Raw genomic sequence first — 18,367 nt, forward strand, 5'->3', positions numbered from 1 at the left:
AGTGATGGTATTGGTAAAGAAAAGATGATTTTGATTATCCCGAAAGACCAGACGGAAGACCGAACTTGTAAGCAACATAACGTTGTTGATTGGCGAAACGATACCCTTGTTGATATGGTGCGGCATCGTGCATGCTCATCACCCTCAATGGTTATTTATACGCTGTTGAATGACCAATGTGATCCTGTTGACACTCTGACGGCCATTCAACTTGATCATCAGGCTTCGGTTATTGCGGCAGGACTGCATCATTTTGGCAAGGAAAAAAACAGGGTTTTGATCTTATGTGAAAATGATTTGAATTATGTTTTGGCATTTTTTGGCTGTATATATGCCAATATGATCCCTGTTTCAGGAATTCATGTTGATGTTATTCGCAGTGATGAACGATTTGTAACGGTTTTAAATGATGCGCAACCAGATTTTGTTATTGGTCCACGTCATTTACTGATCGAATATAAGGATTATTTTCGGAAACTGGATTGTAATCCTGTCTGGATTCCCCTGGAGGTTTTATTAAATGTCAGGGATAAATTGGTTAAAAAGGGTGATAATAAGGATGTTGCTCTAATTCAGTACAGTTCAGGGACGACACGGAATACGAAAGGGATTTTGATTACGCATCGTAACTTGATGTATAATGTGCGACATCAGCCAGCAAGTGAAAAAATTCTTGAAAGTGAATGCAACGGATTGAGTTGGTTACCTTTCGCCCATGATATGGGGTTAATCGGGGGGATTATTGTTCCAGTAGGTTTGGGACGAAAAATTTTTCTGTTGCCTCCAAAATATTTTATTGAAAAACCGGTAAGATGGTTACAGGCGATTACCAGATATAAAATACAGGTTTCTGGCGGACCAACATTTGCCTATAATCTTTGTTTAAGGGAAACCACGGAAAATGAGATCAGGAAATTAGATCTATCGTCATGGCAAATAGCAGTGAATGGGGCAGATAATTCTCAGGCTGAGACAATAGAAAAATTTTGCAAGAGATTTTCCTCGGCAGGGTTCAGGGCTAGGCATTTCATTTTTGGATATGGTCTTGCCGAGGCAACGTTAACCGTTACCAACAGCAAGGCAAATGTTTCCCCTAAAATCAGGAATTTTTCACGAAAAGCCCTGATGACAGGTTTCGTTAGGCAGGCTTCTGATGTTAATGATCAACGCATTTTGGTTTCATGTGGTTATTCTTTGGAGGATCAAAAGATTGTTATTGTGAATCCGGAAAACGACCAAATCCTACGAGATGGACGGGTCGGAGAAATTTGCGTTTCTGGACCCAGTGTTGCGAGAGGATATTTCAATCGTCCAGAAGAAACAGAGGATGTATTTCATGCGAAATTATCTGGTTCCAAGGAATTTTATTTGCGGACCGGTGATCTGGGGTTCATTTATGAAAATGAATTGTACTTTGCTGGAAGGATCAGCAACGTCATAACATTAGGCAACAAGAAATATGATCCTGGTGATATTAGTGGCACATTGGAAAATTCCTGTCCTGATATCCGCATTAATGGAACAACCTTCTTTCTTGAAAATTTAAAGGATCCAACATCAATAACCATTCTTGCGGAAACCATACGAAATCCCGTCAAGTCATATGAAGAAATTGCCGGATATATTTATGAAAAGGTAACCAAGCTTTATATGATTTGGCCTCAGACAATTGTATTGACACGTCCGGGAGGGGTCTTAAAAACACCCAGTGGCAAAATTCAGATTGCGCGTACGCGAGAGGCTTTTTGCGAGAAGAAACTTCCTGTCATTAAGGAATTTCGATATCAGGTTCCGATCATTACAGCATTTTTGTCTTTTAAAGAGGCATATAATCAAGTAGAAGAATGGATTGGAAATGTAACGAAAGATTGGAAGGGGAATGTAAAGCAATTAACACGCAACAAATTGTTGAACAAAGAGGTTAATTATGATCTTTTGTTAGACTTACGTTATAAATTTGAAGAAAAATTTCACGTTGAGATTGACCCATCTGATTTTATGACCGCATGTCAAACATATACGGATTTATGTCATTTATTAGCAAAGCAAATTTGTAATTCTGAATTATAAAAATAATTTTAATTCTACATTGAAAGGGAACTATCTTGACCCAGAATGATAAGGTGAGAGTAGAAGGGTTTGAAAGAGTTAAATTAAAAGTTAAAGGTGAAGACAATTTATCAAGTTCTCTGGAAAACAAGCAGACTCAGGAAAGTGAATTAATTAACAAAATAAATAATTTATCACAAAACAGGCAGGTCCAAGACGCCATTCAAGCATTGGATAAACGATTTTCACCTATGATTGGTGGTGAAGAGGTGAACAATCAAACAGAACAAAAGCCGGCAAATAGCACCAAAAATCTGGTAAATCAATTTATACAGGCTTCTCCTAAGCCTACCCAAAAAGGACCCATGGGTATTTTATACGATTTTAATTTTGGAATACGCGTATATGTTCCAAAACCAGCTGCAGGGGAGGGATGGCGCGTTTGTTTAATGGATCTTGATACAGAGGTTGTCTTGCTGGATCAAACCTGCCAGGATCAGGGATATGCAACCACTGCCAAACATCATTATATGAATGGAAAAATCATTGTTTCAAAGATTCATAAGGATGGAAAGCAAGAAGAGGTTCTTGTTCATGAATATAATGCTCGGGGCAAGGAAGTTTTAATTGCCTTTCCGGTCGGATCCTTGGGGGATTCACTGGGTTGGGTGCCCTATGCAGAAAAATTTAGAAAGAAACATGACTGTAAACTGACATTGGCTTTGGGAAAAAACCTTATTGATTTGTTTGAAAAAGCCTATCCGGAAATCAGATTTGTTGACGCTTCTGTTTATGCTCAACAGAAAATTGAAAACAAATTTTATGCAGGATATTATATAGGCCTGTTTTTTGAGGATGAACAAAATAATTGGCAACCTCGTGATTTCAGGTTGGTAGGATTACATCGAACGGCAGGATATATTTTGGGTGTGGATCCTGAAGAGGTCCCCCCTCGTTTGGTTGCAAGTGAAGATACAAGACCTATTCCAGAACCTTATGTAGTCATTGCTACACAGGCCTCGACACAATGTAAATACTGGAACAATCCTTTTGGATGGCATTATGTTATTGATTTTTTGAAAAGCCTTGGATATCGTGTAATTTGTATTGATAGGGACAGGGTTTTCGGAAAGGATCTTGTTTGGAATCATATTCCAAACGGTGCGGAAGATCAAACAGGTCCGCGTCCTTTGACGGAAAGAGTACGCTGGTTGAAACATGCCGAATTTTTTGTCGGATTATCTTCTGGCCTTGCCTGGCTTGCCTGGGGCGCTGGCATTCCAGTTGTTGTTATTTCAGGATTTACCAATCCATTAACTGAATTCAATACGCCTTATCGTGTGTTCAATACGCATGTTTGTAATGGATGTTGGAATGATATTCGATATTTATTTGATCATAATAATTTCCTATATTGTCCGAAACATAGCAACACTTCCCGACAGTTCGAATGCACCAAGGCAATTTCTCATCAGCATGTTATCAAAACCATTTTGTCCATTCCAGGTTGTCGTCAGAAACCAGTAAATGAAAAAGGCAAGTAAGGTTTAATAACAGTTGGATGTAAGGGCAACGGGCAAAATTCTTTTAGGGATATGATTAAGTCAATCCAATAATGGTGGAGTGAGAGAAAAAGCTTCTAGTTTTTTCTAAAAGCTTTTTTTAATTTATTTTGTAGTTAACAAATTATGAGTTTGTTAAGCAGGCAATATAATTGATTTTTACATTCTGGGTCAGTTTCCATCCATTTGGATAGAAAGTCATTCCGGTAATAGATTTTATGCGTAATCCGGCAGAATGTGCCATTTTGCCCAATTCAGAAGGTGTGATGAATTGTCTCCAGTTATGTGTACCGACAGGCAACTTGCGTGTAATATATTCAGCTGCTACCTTGGCAAATAGAAAGGCCGGTAATGTACGGTTGATTGTTGATACAAAAATCATACCATTGGTTTGTAACAACTGGGAGATATTATGGATAAAGTTCTGAGGATCATTAACGTGCTCAAGTAGCTCTAGGGCCGTAATGACAGAAAAATGTTGATTTTCGTGAACAAGTTCCTCAATGCTCCCCACCTTATAGGTTAATGAGCCGCCATTAGGGAGCAAGGGTGTTGTATCTAGATGATATTGTGCGGCTTTGATAACTTTTTCTCCGGCATCTATTCCCAACACATTGTATCCCATATTTGCCAGGGCTTCACTGGCCAAACCGGCTCCACATCCGATATCCAGAATATTGCCGGATTTATAATATTGGTTATTATGTCTCAGGTTGCGGTTGATCCATTCAATACGAAGATCATTCATGTCATGAAGGGAGCTCATGGGCCCTTTTCGATCCCACCACTGATCTGCGAGCTGATTAAAATGATCAATTTCATTCGTGATAATTGAATTATTTTGCTTGTTGGCATTATCTGTAGTATCGATAGGCATTTATTTCACCCTCGGTGGAAGAAAAGTAATAGAAAAGTCAATTATTTGCTTATAAATGATAATTGAGTTAATTATTGAATGATATTAGAAAAATGAGATTTATGCTTCATTATATCATATTTAAATGCTGAAAATAATAGTTGTGGAGTTTATTTTTTATGTCTTGTGATATTCCCCGGATCGTAATGAAGTTTGGTGGGACGTCGGTTGCTGATTTGGACAGGATTCGTAAGGTTGCTCAAACAGTCAAAAAACAAGTTGGCGCAGGTTGTGAAGTAGCCGTGGTTGTGTCAGCTATGTCAGGGGTCACAAACCAGCTGGTTGAATATTGTCAAACTCTCAATCCCCTATATGATCCCTGCGAATATGATTCAATTGTAGCGACAGGTGAACAGGTAACCAGCGGGCTTTTGGCTATTGCTTTGCAAACAATGGGGATTAAAGCACGTTCATGGTCAGGTTGGCAAATTCCCATAATTACAGATGATGCGCATGGTAGGGCCAGAATTAAACAGATTGAATCAGCAGCCCTGATAGAATGCATGCAGGCTGGAGTTGTGCCTGTTATTGCCGGATTTCAGGGAATAGATGAAAATAAGCGTATATCAACTTTGGGACGGGGTGGATCTGATACTTCGGCGGTTGCGTTGGCTGCAAGCTTGAATGCTACAAGATGTGATATTTACACGGATGTAGATGGAATTTACACAACTGATCCCAGAATAGTAAAAAAGGCAAAACGAATAAAGGCAATCGCATATGAAGAGATGTTGGAATTAGCCTCTGTCGGTGCAAAGGTCTTGCAAACCAGAAGTGTAGAATTGGCCATGAAGGAACAGGTGCGTGTTCAGGTTCTTTCAAGTTTTGAAGATCATGACCCGTCAAAGGAGGGGTCTTTGCCAGGTTCTTTAGTTGTTAGTGAGGATGAAATTGTGGAAAAAGAACAAGTAACAGGAATCGCTTATTCCTTGAATGAAGCAAAGGTGGTTGTAAAAGGTATTCCCGACTTTCCTGGAGTGGCATCTTCTATTTTCAGGCCCTTGGCAGAGGCCAATATTAATGTTGATATGATTGTGCAGAGTAGCGGGACAAATCAAACCACAGATATGACATTTACAGTGCCTAAAACGGATTTGTTACAGGTTCAACAGCTTTTGGAACAGGCAAAAGATACAATTAAATTCTCACAATTGCTGACCGATGAGGATGTTGTAAAAATCAGTGTGGTTGGAATTGGGATGCGTTCTCATACTGGTGTCGCAAATATTATGTTTAAAACATTGGCGGAACGTTCTATAAATGTTCAAGTGATTTCCACAAGTGAAATTAAGGTTTCTGTTATTGTTGCTGCGGAGTATGTGGAATTGGCTGTACGTGCTTTACATACAGCTTATGGATTGGATCAAATGAATGACTGATAAAATGAATATGGATTTAGTTTCATATGATCAAGCAAAAAGGGAATTGAAGCGTCTGTGGAAACGTGGCACTGATTTTTTGGGAAGTGAGGTTGCCATTCTTGGCGGAGCTATGTCCTGGGTCAGTGAGCATCATCTGGTTTCAGCCATTTCCAATGCCGGGGGTTTTGGCGTGATTGCATGTGGAGCAATGGAACCCGAAATGCTAGCTGTCGAAATCGAGGCCACTCAGGCACTGACAAAAAAGCCTTTTGGGGTAAATCTGATTACGATGCATCCCAAATTGTCTGAATTGATTGATGTCTGTCTGCGTCTAAAGGTTCATTATATTGTGTTGGCAGGGGGTATTCCTTCGAGTACAGCTATCAGGCAAATCAAGGATGGGGGAGCTAGGGTTATTGCGTTTGCTCCAGCCTTGATTTTGGCAAAACGCTTGCTTAAAATGGGTGTTGATGCACTGGTGATAGAAGGGGCAGAAGCAGGGGGACATATAGGTCCTGTTTCTTTGACTGTACTTGCTCAAGAAATTTTACCTGTTATCCGTGAAATACCTGTTTTTGTTGCAGGTGGACTGGGTCGTGGCGATGCCATTGTTTCATTTCTTGAATTGGGTGCCTCTGGCGCACAGTTGGGCACGATGTTTGCTGCAGCGGTAGAAAGTCAAGCCCACGAGAGGTTTAAAAAAGCGTTTATTCACGCTTCGGCACGGGATGCAGTCGCTTCAGTACAGTTGGATGATAGTTTTCCAGTTATTCCCGTGCGTGGTCTTTCCAATCCAGGGACAAAAGCGTTCATGAAGCATCAAGCCGCCGTAATTCAAAAATATCGTAATGGTGAATTAAGTAAAGAAGATGCCCAACTGGACATTGAACATTTTTGGGCGGGGGCTTTGCGTCGTGCGGTAAAGGAAGGTGATGTGGAATATGGCTCGGTTATGGCTGGTCAATCCGTGGGAATGGTAAAGGAAATTTTACCTGTTGCCGATATCTTTCATACACTTATGCAACAGGCAATTGAGGCTTTAATAAGACGACAACAACGTATATCAGATATGTGAACATTCTATATAATGGGTTTTAAGCAAATGAGTAATGGACCTGAACAATATGCGAATAAACAATCTATTGGCGAAATGCTTCGTTCAAGAAGAGAAGAATTGCACTTGAGTTTGGAGGATATTTCTCAGAGGCTGAGAATCCGGTTGGTTTTTTTAAAGGCTCTGGAGGATGGGCAGATCGATCAGTTGCCCGGTATAGCCTATGCAGCCGGTTTTTTGCGTTCTTATGCAGAGTTTCTGGGACTGAATGTTGACGAGGTAATCAAGCGCTTTCGTTTTGAGCATCAGGGAACAGAATATAAACAGAAATTACTGTTTCCTGCTCCTGTCCCTCAATCTGGCGTTCCTGCCGCTGTAATTATTTTTGCAGGTTTACTGATTATTGCCGGGGGATATGTTGGCTGGTACAAAATGACTGATCATCGAAAGGTTCCTGCCGAAACTATTCCATCCATTATGGATAAAAATGGTAAAGATCAGGCGCAGGAAAAAATTTCACCACAGATTGCATCTGTTATGCCTTCTCAAAATGTAAATAATGCAAAACCGGATCAAAATGTTTCCAATGCTATCCATAAACTTGAATCACAGATAGCCCAGTCTCAAAAAACAAATGAACCTGCTTCGAAACCGGCAAATTATTCGCAGGGTGATAAAAACAATTCTTTACAAGAAAATAAATTGTCTTCACAAAATTCATCTATAGACAACCAACAGAAACCACAGGAACCTTCTTCTATTCAAACCAGTAAAGTATCTGATTCATCAGGTAAGGTTGATCAACAATATCCTGATTCGGTAAAAAATATTGAAAGCAAAGATAATGAGACAACAGAAAAAGTTGATAACAATATCATTATCAGGACATCCGGAGCCAGTTGGTTAAAAGTTCAGGATCAACAGGGTCGTATTTTATTGCAAAAAACATTGCAAAAAGGTGAAAGCTGGACTGTTCCATCAGATCATGCAAGGGTTGTTATGACCATTGGCAATGCCGGGGCTGTCATTATTGAAAATAATGGGAAGCAGTCAAGGCCTCTGGGTGAAAGGGGAAAGGTTTTACGGCATTTTGTTATAACGCCTGAGTTATTGGAAAAGATTGTTACAGAACCTGTAGATTATAATTCGGATGCAATGCCTGCAAAAAATAAGAAGAAAATGGTCAATGAGAATGACTTGAATTTAAATAATGATCAGGAAAAGACTGAAGGATCTGATAATCGTTAGGACAAATATTTTATGTTTAAGCGGTTATATATTGCATATTTTAATGGGGTTGGTTAGTTAAAAGAAGATGGTGTAAAATTGATCTTTTAAGATTGTTTCTTTTAAGGTTAAAGGTATTACCATAATTAACTTGGAGAAAAATTAATGAGTTTACGCCCATATCAGCAAATTATTCGTCGCAAAAGTCGACAAATTAATGTGGGGTCTGTTCCTGTTGGCGGGGATGCACCGATTAGTGTTCAAACAATGACAAATACGCTGACCAGTGATGCACAGGCAACGGTTGCACAAATTAAAAAAGCTGAAAAGGTGGGGGTTGATATTGTTCGGGTTTCCTGTCCTGATGAGGATAGTACCAGGGCGCTGAAAGAGATTGTCCGTAATGTGGAAGTTCCAATTGTTGCGGATATTCATTTTCATTATAAGAGGGCGATTGAAGCTGCACAGGCAGGCGCTGCTTGTTTAAGGATTAATCCAGGAAATATTGGTAATGCGGATCGTGTTCGGGATGTAATTAAGGCGGCAAAAGATTATAACTGTTCAATTCGTATCGGGGTTAATGCGGGTTCTCTTGAAAAACATCTTTTGGAAAAATACGGAGAGCCTAATCCGGAGGCTTTATTGGAAAGTGCGATGGAGCACGCGAAAATCCTAGAAGATAATGATTTTCGCGAATTCAAAATTAGTGTTAAGGCTTCAGATGTTTTTTTGGCGGTTGAAGCTTATCGTTTATTATCTGAAGCTTGTGACTATCCATTGCATATCGGTATTACTGAAGCGGGCGGGAAAAGAGCGGGAACTGTAAAATCCTCCATTGGATTAGGTTCACTTTTATGGGCAGGTATTGGGGATACAATGCGCGTTTCCTTATCGGCTGAACCTGAAGAGGAAGTCGTTGTAGGTTGGGATATATTGAAAACGCTTGGTTTGCGTCATCGGGGGGTAAGGGTTGTTTCCTGTCCTTCCTGTGCGCGTCAAGGTTTTAAGGTCATTCCAACGGTTGCAACATTGGAAGAACGTTTGGCTCATATTGAAACGCCAATTACGCTTTCTGTCATTGGTTGCGTTGTTAATGGTCCAGGTGAAGCCACCATGACGGATGTGGGTGTTACCGGGGGTGGATCAGGACGTCATATGGTCTATGTTGGTGGAAAGCAGGATCATACGATTCCGGCTGAAGAAATGATTAACCATATTGTGCAATTGGTTGAACAAAAAGCCGCACAGATTGAAGCAGAAAAAACTGCTCAAAAAAAAGAAAAGAATTAATTTTAAAATATAATTTCAAACATAGGATAGTTTAAAGTGAGTGTGGTTAAACCCGTTCGTGGAACCCATGATTTGATTGGTGACGAGGCAAAAAATCATCAATATGTCATGCAAACCGCAAAAAATATTACTTCATTATATGGGTTTGAAGAATGGATAACACCGGTTTTTGAAGAAACGGGTGTTTTTGCGCGCTCTTTAGGGGATACGTCGGATATTGTTTCCAAGGAAATGTATACATTCCAGGATCGTGGTGGGGATTCTCTCACCCTGCGTCCCGAAGGAACAGCTGGAATTTGCCGTGCCTTGGTTACAAATGCTTTGACCCAAACCCTTCCTCAAAAGGTTTTTTATGCCGGCCCAATGTTTCGTTATGAGCGTCCTCAAAAAGGCCGTTATCGGCAGTTTCATCAGATTGGTGCAGAATTGCTGGGTACGGCAACCCCTTTTGCAGATGCGGAAATGATTGCAATGGGGCAGCATATTCTTAATGCCCTGGGTATTTCAGATAATGTTGTTCTTGAATTGAACACGCTGGGGGATCTGGCCAGCCGTCAAGCATGGCGAGAAGCTTTAATTGCCTATTTCAAAACTGTTAAATCTGAATTATCAGAAGATAGTCAAAATCGGTTGGAGAAAAATCCCTTGCGTATTTTGGACAGTAAAGCTGCACAGGATGGAGCGTTATTGGATCATGCTCCGTTAATGAAAGATTATATGACTCCAACAGCACTGGAATTCTGGGATAGGTTACGAAAAGCACTGGATCAGTTTAAAATTCCATTTAGAGAAAATCATTATATTGTTCGTGGATTGGATTATTATAGTCATACGGTTTTTGAATTTGTAACGACAAAGCTTGGATCACAGGGTACCGTTCTGGCGGGCGGACGATATGAGGGGCTGGTTGCAGAAATGGGTGGACCTTCTGTTCCTGCTATTGGATGGGCGGCTGGGGTTGAAAGATTGGCTCTTTTGTTGAATTCGATACCCGTCCAACCTAAATCTGTAGCAATCATTGTATTTTCTGATGCGGTTCATGAAATGGCATTTACGGTTTTACAGCTATTGAGAACGCATAAAATTGCCGCTGAAATGACCTATAAAGGGAATTTCCGTAAACAAATGGAGTGGGCTAATAAAAGGAAAGCGTCTATTGCATTGCTTATTGGTGAGGATGAGGCGACCAAACAAGTTGTTCAGTTGAAAGATTTGAATTCTGGTGAACAAGTCGAGGTTGCCTTGCATGATTTGGTTTCTCAGCTTATTTTGAAATTGGCGAAATAATTTATGTCTTCTGAAGAATTTTCTGCAAGTTTTAATGATCGTCTGGATAAAATCATAGCTCGGTCAGAAGAATTACAACACTTGTTATCCACTGAGATATCCGGGGATGAATTTATTGAGGCTTCACGTGAATATGCTGAATTGAATCCGCTTGTAGCCTTGATTGAATCTTTAAGGACGGTAGAAAAGGATTATCAGGCTGTTCAGGAAATGCTTGATGATCCTGAAATGAAAGATTTGGCGCAGGCCGAGTTACAGGGGTTGCATGAAAAACTTCCGGAAATAAGACATAAGATTCGTTTGGCAATGTTACCAAAGGACAAGGCTGATGAACGAAGTGCAATTTTAGAGCTACGTCCAGCGGCTGGGGGTGATGAGGCGGGTCTGTTTGCGGCAGAACTTTTTTCCGCTTATCAACGTTACGCGGAATCTCGAGGCTGGCGCTTTGAAATTCTGGAATATGGTGATACTGGATTGGGCGGTCTTAAAGAAGGGATTGCTTCAATCACGGGCACGGGAGTTTTTGCACGTTTGAAATATGAATCGGGTGTTCATCGCGTGCAACGTGTTCCAGCTACCGAAAGTCAGGGGCGTGTTCATACTTCAACAGTAACCGTTGCAGTATTGCCTGAGGCAGAGGAAGTGGATGTCACAATTGATGAAAGTGATCTGCGGATTGATGTCTATCGTGCTTCTGGGGCTGGTGGACAGCATGTTAATAAAACGGAAAGTGCGGTGCGGATCACTCATATTCCGACAGGTGTGGTCGTGGCGATGCAGGAGGAAAAAAGTCAGCATAAAAATAAGGCGAAAGCCATGAAGATCCTGCGTGCACGTTTATATGAACAACAACGGTTGGCCGCTCATGAAAATCGTGCGGCAGACCGTCGTTCTCAGGTGGGAACAGGAGATCGTTCTGAACGTATTCGTACATATAACTTTCCACAAGGACGTGTTACTGATCATCGGGTAAATTTGACGCTGCATAAGATTGATCGTGTTATGTTGGGGGAATTTGATGAAATTATCGATTATTTAATCCAGGAAGAACAATCCCGACTATTGGCTTCTGAAGAGAATACCTAGGAAAAAAATTCTGGTTTTGCCTTTTATTTCTGTCTAATGCCTTAGTTATATTATCGTTTAAAAGCATTAGTTGTTTTTATATTTGGATAAATTGATTTTTACTGGATTACATGGATAATAGTGTACAAATACCGTTGGCTTCATTAATTCAGGAAGGCGAGATGCTTTTTCAAAAGGCAGGAATTGAAGCACCGCGACGAGAGGCAATGTTATTAATAGCTGCGGCGTTAAAAAAAAGCAGAACCGAATTATTCTTGATGGATAAAACAGAATTGATCGATCCTGTCCTAATTCGTTCATATTTTTATAGACGAAGTCAGCATGAACCTTTCGCTTATATTGTGAGGGAAAAAGGATTTTGGTCGTTAAATTTGGAAGTGTCAGAAGCCACTTTAATTCCTCGCGCTGATAGCGAGACTTTGATCGAGGTTTTGTTGAAATTATTCCCGAAACGCCAAACTCGTTATAATTTTCTGGATCTGGGTACCGGCACAGGTTGCCTGTTGCTTGCCGCCTTGTCTGAATATACGAAAAGTTTTGGAATTGGGGTCGATTATAAAGAACAGGCTGTTAGATTGGCGAGGAAAAATGCGGAAAAATGCAAATTGGCCGACCGATCTATATTTTATACAGGTTATTGGGGTAATGCCTTAAAGGGAGAATTTGATATTATTTTATCCAATCCACCTTATATTCGTGAACATGAATTATTAAATTTAATGCCAGAGGTCAAAAATTATGAACCCATGTCAGCTTTGGCTGGGGGAAGGGACGGCCTTGATGCATATCGTTTAATCTGTTATCAAGCCGCGGATTTATTAACGGAACAGGGAGCTTTGATTTTAGAACTAGGAATTGAACAGGAAGAGCATGTTACAGAGATTGGAAGGGATGTAGGGCTGCATGTTGTGCAAAAACAACAGGATTTAAATGGTTATACAAGAGCCCTTGTTTTTTCTAATATAAAATTGTAAAAGCTTATCATATAATTTTATTTTAATTATAGTAAGAGAAGCTACTAACTCAATATAATGATTAATAGCTGTATAAATTATAGTATTAAATTGCAATTTATTTATTTCATTTAGTTTACTTGTTTCATATTAATCATTATCTATCAACCAATCAAAATGTAACCTTAGTTTCATATTTACTAATAGGAAAGTATAACAATAACTTATGAATACAAAACGTATGCGAGGTCGTTATTACCGGTCAGGCAATAACGGGGGGGCACGGCATCAAAACGGACAGGTTTCTTTTAATCGAAATCATGTGTTTGAAAGTAACGGTCCTAATGGACGTATTCGTGGAACTGCTCAACAATTACATGAAAAATATCTTCAACAGGGACGGGATGCCATAAGTTCAGGGGATCGGGTCAATGCTGAAAGTTTTTTTCAGTATGCAGAACATTATTCTCGTATTGTTAATATGATTAACCAGTCTAATCAACAAAGACATCGTCCCAATAATTTTCAGGAAACGGCAAATAATACAGAGCCTGCAAAAATGATAGAGGATGAACCGGAAACAACCGAGGCTGTCGAAATTAAGATTGATGAAACTGCAAATGAAACTCCTGTTGTTCAGGAGATAGAGGCTGAACAGCCTGCACCGGTTCGTGTGCCCCGTAGAGGAAGGCCTCCTAGAGCGCTGTCAGCAGGAAAAAAAAAGCTTTCGGAAGAAAATAGTTAAAATATTATAGAAGATGAGTGAAAAATACTTGACTTTGTCATTTAAATAAGGGTAATTAAACTCGTCTTTCAATGATTGATAAGGCGGCGTAGCTCAGTGGTAGAGCAGGGGAATCATAATCCCTTGGTCGGTGGTTCAAATCCGCCCGTCGCTACCATCTTTAAAATTTGGTTTAAATCTACAGATGGTTGTTAAAATTCAAAATCCTTAAAATCGAATAATTCTTAACAACTTATTTTTAATTTTGTCTTTAAGTTGGTATTTTGTGATTTGATTGTAATTTTATTATGATCAGACTGATGGTATGATTATTGTTGAAGTGATCAGAGTCATTGAATATGAAAATACATTTTGTTGGGAATGGAAAAATAGAACGATCTTGTAAAAAAATTTTTTTAATAATTTAACGATATTAGATGTGATATATTAAATTGTCATACATAATCAGAAATGGTGCTGCTGGCGAGGATTGAACTCGCGACCTCTCCCTTACCAAGGGAGTGCTCTACCACTGAGCTACAGCAGCTTCGATTTGCTTTATTTAGTAGCTTTTCATTCAAAATGATGCAACAAAAAAATTTATCTTTTTGCATATTTTTTATATGGCTTGTAAATCAAGGATAAATTGTTCAAAAGTTAGATGAAACATTTATACCAAATCCAAAATTCAGTTCGATTAATATTATTTTTGTCTTCTATGTAAATTCATCAAAGCGTATCTTAAATAGTATTAAAGAACCATTATGGTTCGAAATGAAAACGCCCGTTTAATGCTGTATATTAAAATAGGATATCAGGTTGTAACTATGAAATATAGCTTTTGTTTTTTATCACTTTCCTTTTTGAGTATTGCATTGACCAGTTGTGCGGTTGGACCTGATTTTAAAAAACAGACACCTTGGTACCCTTCAAAATGGTATCCAAACCATAATTCAATCCACGGTAATGTTACAAGTCAAATCAGTAAGAATAAACTGGATCCGAATTGGTGGGAATGTTTTCATGATCCGATATTATCTGATCTGGAACGTCGCACTATCGCAAATAACCTTGATATTCAAATGGCTACACAGCGAATGATTGCCAGTCGTGCCCAGTTAATCATAACAGGATCGGCACGCTTTCCCACCTTGAATGCAATGGGCACTTACAGCCGAGCACAACATAGTAGTAAAATGGCACGTCGAATTATTAACCGTGTCGAGAATCAGAAACCTGAGTTAGGTAAAATCGTTGACCCCAAGGATATTGATATTCCCACTTTTAATGAATGGGCTGATGCTCTGGATTCAAGTTGGGAAGCTGATATTTGGGGACGTGTTCGTCGTCAGTACGAGGCTGGTAAAGGTTTATGGCAAGTTTCCGAAGAGGAGCGACGAGATATTTTAACCCTCCAGTTGGCTGAAGTTGCCAATGATTATATAACTTTACGTGGATTGCAGACACAACTGGATATTGTTCGAAAAAATGCGAAAATTGCTCAGGATTCACTTGATCTAGCTCAAAAACGTTATACGGGTGGATTGGTAACAGAACTGGATGTTCACGATGCCCGTGCTCAACTGGAACAGACAAATGCACAGATCCCACAATTGGAAGAGCAGGTCATTAATTATATGAATGCCCTTGCATTGTTAATGGGGGAACCACCCCGCGCCTTGGATCAAACTTTGTCACAACAAAAACCAATTCCTCCAGTTCCCCCGCAGATTCCTGTTGGTTTGCCCTCTGAATTGCTGCAACGTCGTCCAGATGTAAGAGAGGCTGAAGCTGCCTTACATGTTGCAACCGCAGAGGTTGGTGTGGCAGAAGGGGATTTTTATCCAAAAGTAACCGTGGATGCAAAAATGGGCTTTCAATCTTTATCGATCAAGGATTTGGGATTTTGGTCAGCACGGGCATGGAATGTTGGACCGACAATATCAATTCCCATTTTTGAAGGGGGGAAATTAAAGGGTCAATTACAATTAAAAAAGGCGCAGCAGAAAGAAGCGGCTCTTGCTTATCGTAAAACTGTTTTGCGTGCTTGGCAGGAGGTTGATAACGCTCTGTCTGCTTATCAAGCCGAACAGTTAAGAAATGATAAATTAAGGGAAACTGTCAATTCAAACCAGCAATCTGTTTTTTTGGCACAGGAACAATATCGTGAGGGGTTACAAACTTTTATAAATGTTCTGGATGCAGAACGTCGACTATTGCAATCTCAGGATGATTTGGTAAAAAGTACAACACGTATTTCAACCAATTTAGTACAACTGTATAAAGCACTTGGTGGAGGATGGGAAACAACCTTTCCCGAACATACTGAATCGCTTCAAAAGAAAAGTTGATTATAAAATTGCTAGCGCATAATCAGAATAGTTGATCATTACGGTCAAATTATTTATTTCCTTATAAATAATTTATATTTTGGAGCCGTATTATTGCCAAGGAAATTTTATACCCTTCAAATGTTAAGAGGGCTTGCCGCTTTATCAGTTTGTTGGGCGCATTTTTTATCGATTAAAATAGAAGTTAAACCCATATTCGCAACGATATATACGTTTTCTGGACCTTTCGTGCGATATGGGGTGGATCTATTTTTTGTTATAAGTGGTTTTGTCATTGCGTTGAACGTTCTTGAAAACCATGAAAAAGCATCATTTAAGGAAGGATTGAAATTTTTAATTAAAAGAATTTTCCGGATTTATCCGTTATTTTGGATTACCATGATTTTCATTATCATTCTTTTTCACTGCAATGGTATTAAAACAGCTGGTTTGCATAAAATAGAAAATATTTCACATTTTTTCCTTTTAACTACTGATATGCCATTACAGAATGCTGCATGGACATTGCCCTTCGAACAGTATTTTTATCTTGTAATGTTCTGTTTTATTTGTTTGTTTCCCAGAAAATCATTGCTTCCTTTTTTTATAATCTGGGCAATTTTACATTTGGTCATTTTATATGCTTATGTGGAACATTGGATTCATCATGTTCCATTTTTTCTCGGAGATAATCAGATTTTCAACTTTTTTTTCGGGTTATGCGTTGCTTATATCTTTTTTAAAATAAAAAAACATACTGTAATGGATAAGTATATTGCTTTGTGTTTAGGTATATTGATTGGTGGTACAGGTTTTATATTAACTTATAAGAAATTATATGGATTACATTTTAATGAATGGGCCAATTTATTTTATAATGGATTATCACCAGCTCTGATTTTATATGGATGTATAGGACTTGAAATGAGCAATCATATTCAAGTTGCGAATTTATTGAAAAAACTAGGTGATGTGTCATATTCCATTTATTTGTGGCATTGTCCTATCCTTTATATTTTTATCACATTTTATCAGTTACGATTTTTTTCTAACGCTACCCATCCTTTCTTGCAGATTGCTGTAGAATTAATACTTGTCTTAATTGTAAGCTTTTACAGTTATAACTGGATTGAACGTCCGTTTATTCATTTATCAAATCGAATTGTTAGAAAATGGTTATAAAATAGAATATTTGGGTATTATCATTGAACATTATGCAATTAATAAGGTTAAAAAAAAAGGATTAACATGGCAGAAGCATTAATCCTTTTAAACTGAAATTTAACTATTTTACTAATATAACAAAATAAAGTAAATTTAAAAAATGATTAATGTTGTTATACGGTCTCCTTAAAACAATAAAGTAAAAATAAAATATCTAACAAACTAACACTTTTACTTTTTCGACATACAGAAAATGGAGAAAATTGGATTTCTGAATAGGGTTTTTATTCGTAATCATTAGTGTAAAAGTTAATATTATGATACGGGTTTACCTTAGTCATTTCAGAATTATCCTAAAAAGTCCCAGTTTGTCAGACATATTGTTATTATATAGTCAAAATTACGTTTTGAAAATAAAATTTTAATAAAATTAACTATATTTTTATAAACTATATTTCATATTTCTTAACAAGAGGATGTTTTTTCTATTTATTTATTACCCTATTATATTTTTCAAATAAATTTGAAATTAGGTTATTAGACAGTAATTCCTTGAATATTATTTCAATTTTTTTAAAATGAAATTGAACAAACATTCTATGATCAGATGAATATACTTGGGTGGTGGTTTGAATTTGTAATTGAGTGATATAGATCAATAAAATATCAGAATAAGTAATAATAATTCCAATCTTAAATCAGTACAAAAATATCAAGCCTAATTTAGATAAAACCAGATGCTATTGGAAACATTTTTTATTTTACTGTTGATGAGGTTGATATAGCGAATGATTAATTTTGGTTAAGTTATTGAAATTGTGCTGGTTGCCACCATATAAGGTTTGCATCGAGAAGGTGGGATGTTTCTTGTCTTTAAGTTGTGAATCGCTATTGATACCTTTCTTAATTTTTTCTTTCTTATTAAATTTTAATATTTTTTATTTAACTTAGCTTTGTGACACTTCTTTTCAGGGGTGAATCCGATATTTGGTAAGGTATCCTGTTCTGCTGATTATGGACGGGATACCTTATTTATTGTGATTGGGATTCTGTTTTTTTGCGGAATCGGAGATTTGGATGTATTGTTGGCTGGGTTATGGTTATTTAAGGTGTAAGGTCTTGATAACCTATTATTTTTGTTATTGGCGAGATTTTTTTGGATAATTTTGAGAGAAATCGGTTGACTGGCATGAGAGATTTCTGTAGAAGGACATTCACGGAGCGACGAGCTTGAAAGTTCTTGACTGGTTGCTTTGTGGGGATTAGATTGTAGGGCTCATTTTTGATGTGTTTTACGGTTTTGTTCATTGACAATTGTATAGGATGAGAAGGGGATATGCTGGTGGCGTATTGGTTGTAGCGTT

Annotated in this window: 14 protein-coding genes and 2 tRNA genes; 13 read left to right on the forward strand and 3 right to left on the reverse strand. The window is 38.3% G+C overall.

The genetic code is table 11. The features are described from left to right. The first annotated feature begins 24 nt into the window (after window positions 1-24). Window positions 25-2,070, forward strand: coding sequence for an AMP-binding protein (locus H3T57_RS08335; RefSeq protein WP_198194022.1), 2,046 nt, complete (start codon window positions 25-27; stop codon window positions 2,068-2,070). Window positions 2,071-2,300: 230 nt separating this feature from the next. Continuing rightward, window positions 2,301-3,593 carry an autotransporter strand-loop-strand O-heptosyltransferase gene (locus tag H3T57_RS08340; RefSeq protein WP_370552774.1) on the forward strand — a complete coding sequence of 431 codons (1,293 nt, stop codon included), beginning with the start codon at window positions 2,301-2,303 and terminating at the stop codon, window positions 3,591-3,593. A gap of 142 nt (window positions 3,594-3,735) precedes the next feature. Here the strand turns inward: H3T57_RS08340 and ubiG are convergent, their stop codons facing one another. Next, window positions 3,736-4,488, reverse strand: a complete 753-nt coding sequence (ubiG, locus tag H3T57_RS08345) for a bifunctional 2-polyprenyl-6-hydroxyphenol methylase/3-demethylubiquinol 3-O-methyltransferase UbiG (RefSeq protein ID WP_198194024.1) — start codon at window positions 4,486-4,488, stop codon at window positions 3,736-3,738. Window positions 4,489-4,646: 158 nt separating this feature from the next. Between ubiG and H3T57_RS08350 the strand changes: the two genes are divergently transcribed. The 9 genes from H3T57_RS08350 to H3T57_RS08390 all read left to right on the forward strand — a co-directional run bounded on the left by H3T57_RS08350 (window position 4,647) and on the right by H3T57_RS08390 (window position 13,687). Continuing rightward, a complete protein-coding gene (locus H3T57_RS08350; protein WP_122122905.1) occupies window positions 4,647-5,906 on the forward strand; it encodes an aspartate kinase in 1,260 nt (419 codons plus the stop codon). Further along, a complete protein-coding gene (locus H3T57_RS08355; protein ID WP_198194027.1) occupies window positions 5,899-6,963 on the forward strand; it encodes a nitronate monooxygenase family protein in 1,065 nt (354 codons plus the stop codon). The genes H3T57_RS08350 and H3T57_RS08355 overlap by 8 nt, the downstream gene beginning before the upstream one ends. Window positions 6,964-6,990: 27 nt before the next feature. Continuing rightward, window positions 6,991-8,190, forward strand: a complete 1,200-nt coding sequence (locus H3T57_RS08360) for a helix-turn-helix domain-containing protein (protein ID WP_198194029.1) — start codon at window positions 6,991-6,993, stop codon at window positions 8,188-8,190. A gap of 144 nt (window positions 8,191-8,334) precedes the next feature. Beyond that, complete coding sequence (gene ispG, locus H3T57_RS08365) at window positions 8,335-9,459, forward strand: flavodoxin-dependent (E)-4-hydroxy-3-methylbut-2-enyl-diphosphate synthase (RefSeq protein ID WP_110439535.1); 1,125 nt, start codon at window positions 8,335-8,337, stop codon at window positions 9,457-9,459. 36 nt (window positions 9,460-9,495) lie between these two features. After that, the gene (gene hisS / locus H3T57_RS08370) at window positions 9,496-10,746 is read left to right on the forward strand and encodes a histidine--tRNA ligase (RefSeq protein WP_198194031.1); all 1,251 of its coding nucleotides are present in this window, start codon (window positions 9,496-9,498) and stop codon (window positions 10,744-10,746) included. 3 nt (window positions 10,747-10,749) lie between these two features. Beyond that, window positions 10,750-11,832 carry a peptide chain release factor 1 gene (gene prfA / locus H3T57_RS08375; RefSeq protein WP_198194033.1) on the forward strand — a complete coding sequence of 361 codons (1,083 nt, stop codon included), beginning with the start codon at window positions 10,750-10,752 and terminating at the stop codon, window positions 11,830-11,832. A 110-nt stretch (window positions 11,833-11,942) separates the two neighbouring features. Continuing rightward, the gene (prmC, locus tag H3T57_RS08380; RefSeq protein ID WP_198194035.1) at window positions 11,943-12,806 is read left to right on the forward strand and encodes a peptide chain release factor N(5)-glutamine methyltransferase; all 864 of its coding nucleotides are present in this window, start codon (window positions 11,943-11,945) and stop codon (window positions 12,804-12,806) included. Between the two features lie 205 nt (window positions 12,807-13,011). Next, complete coding sequence (locus H3T57_RS08385) at window positions 13,012-13,530, forward strand: DUF4167 domain-containing protein (RefSeq protein WP_155567594.1); 519 nt, start codon at window positions 13,012-13,014, stop codon at window positions 13,528-13,530. Between the two features lie 82 nt (window positions 13,531-13,612). Then, window positions 13,613-13,687: transfer RNA gene (locus H3T57_RS08390), tRNA-Met, on the forward strand. Window positions 13,688-13,981: 294 nt separating this feature from the next. Here H3T57_RS08390 and H3T57_RS08395 read toward each other — a convergent pair. Further along, window positions 13,982-14,056 (reverse strand) — tRNA-Thr (locus H3T57_RS08395). 217 nt (window positions 14,057-14,273) lie between these two features. Here H3T57_RS08395 and H3T57_RS08400 point away from each other — a divergent pair. Further along, entirely contained in the window at window positions 14,274-15,860 is a 1,587-nt protein-coding gene (locus tag H3T57_RS08400) for an efflux transporter outer membrane subunit (protein ID WP_232349815.1), read from the forward strand. 93 nt (window positions 15,861-15,953) lie between these two features. Next, window positions 15,954-17,021 (forward strand): acyltransferase, encoded by a 1,068-nt coding sequence (locus H3T57_RS08405; protein WP_198194037.1) that lies wholly within the window; start codon window positions 15,954-15,956, stop codon window positions 17,019-17,021. 1,086 nt (window positions 17,022-18,107) lie between these two features. On the opposite strand, the gene H3T57_RS09140 is transcribed toward H3T57_RS08405, so the two are convergent. Then, a partial coding sequence (locus H3T57_RS09140) for a hypothetical protein (RefSeq protein WP_232349816.1) occupies window positions 18,108-18,367 on the reverse strand: 260 nt, incomplete at its 5' end.

The sequence above is a fragment of the Commensalibacter sp. W6292M3 genome, assembly GCF_016101315.1.
Lineage (GTDB): Bacteria > Pseudomonadota > Alphaproteobacteria > Acetobacterales > Acetobacteraceae > Commensalibacter > Commensalibacter melissae.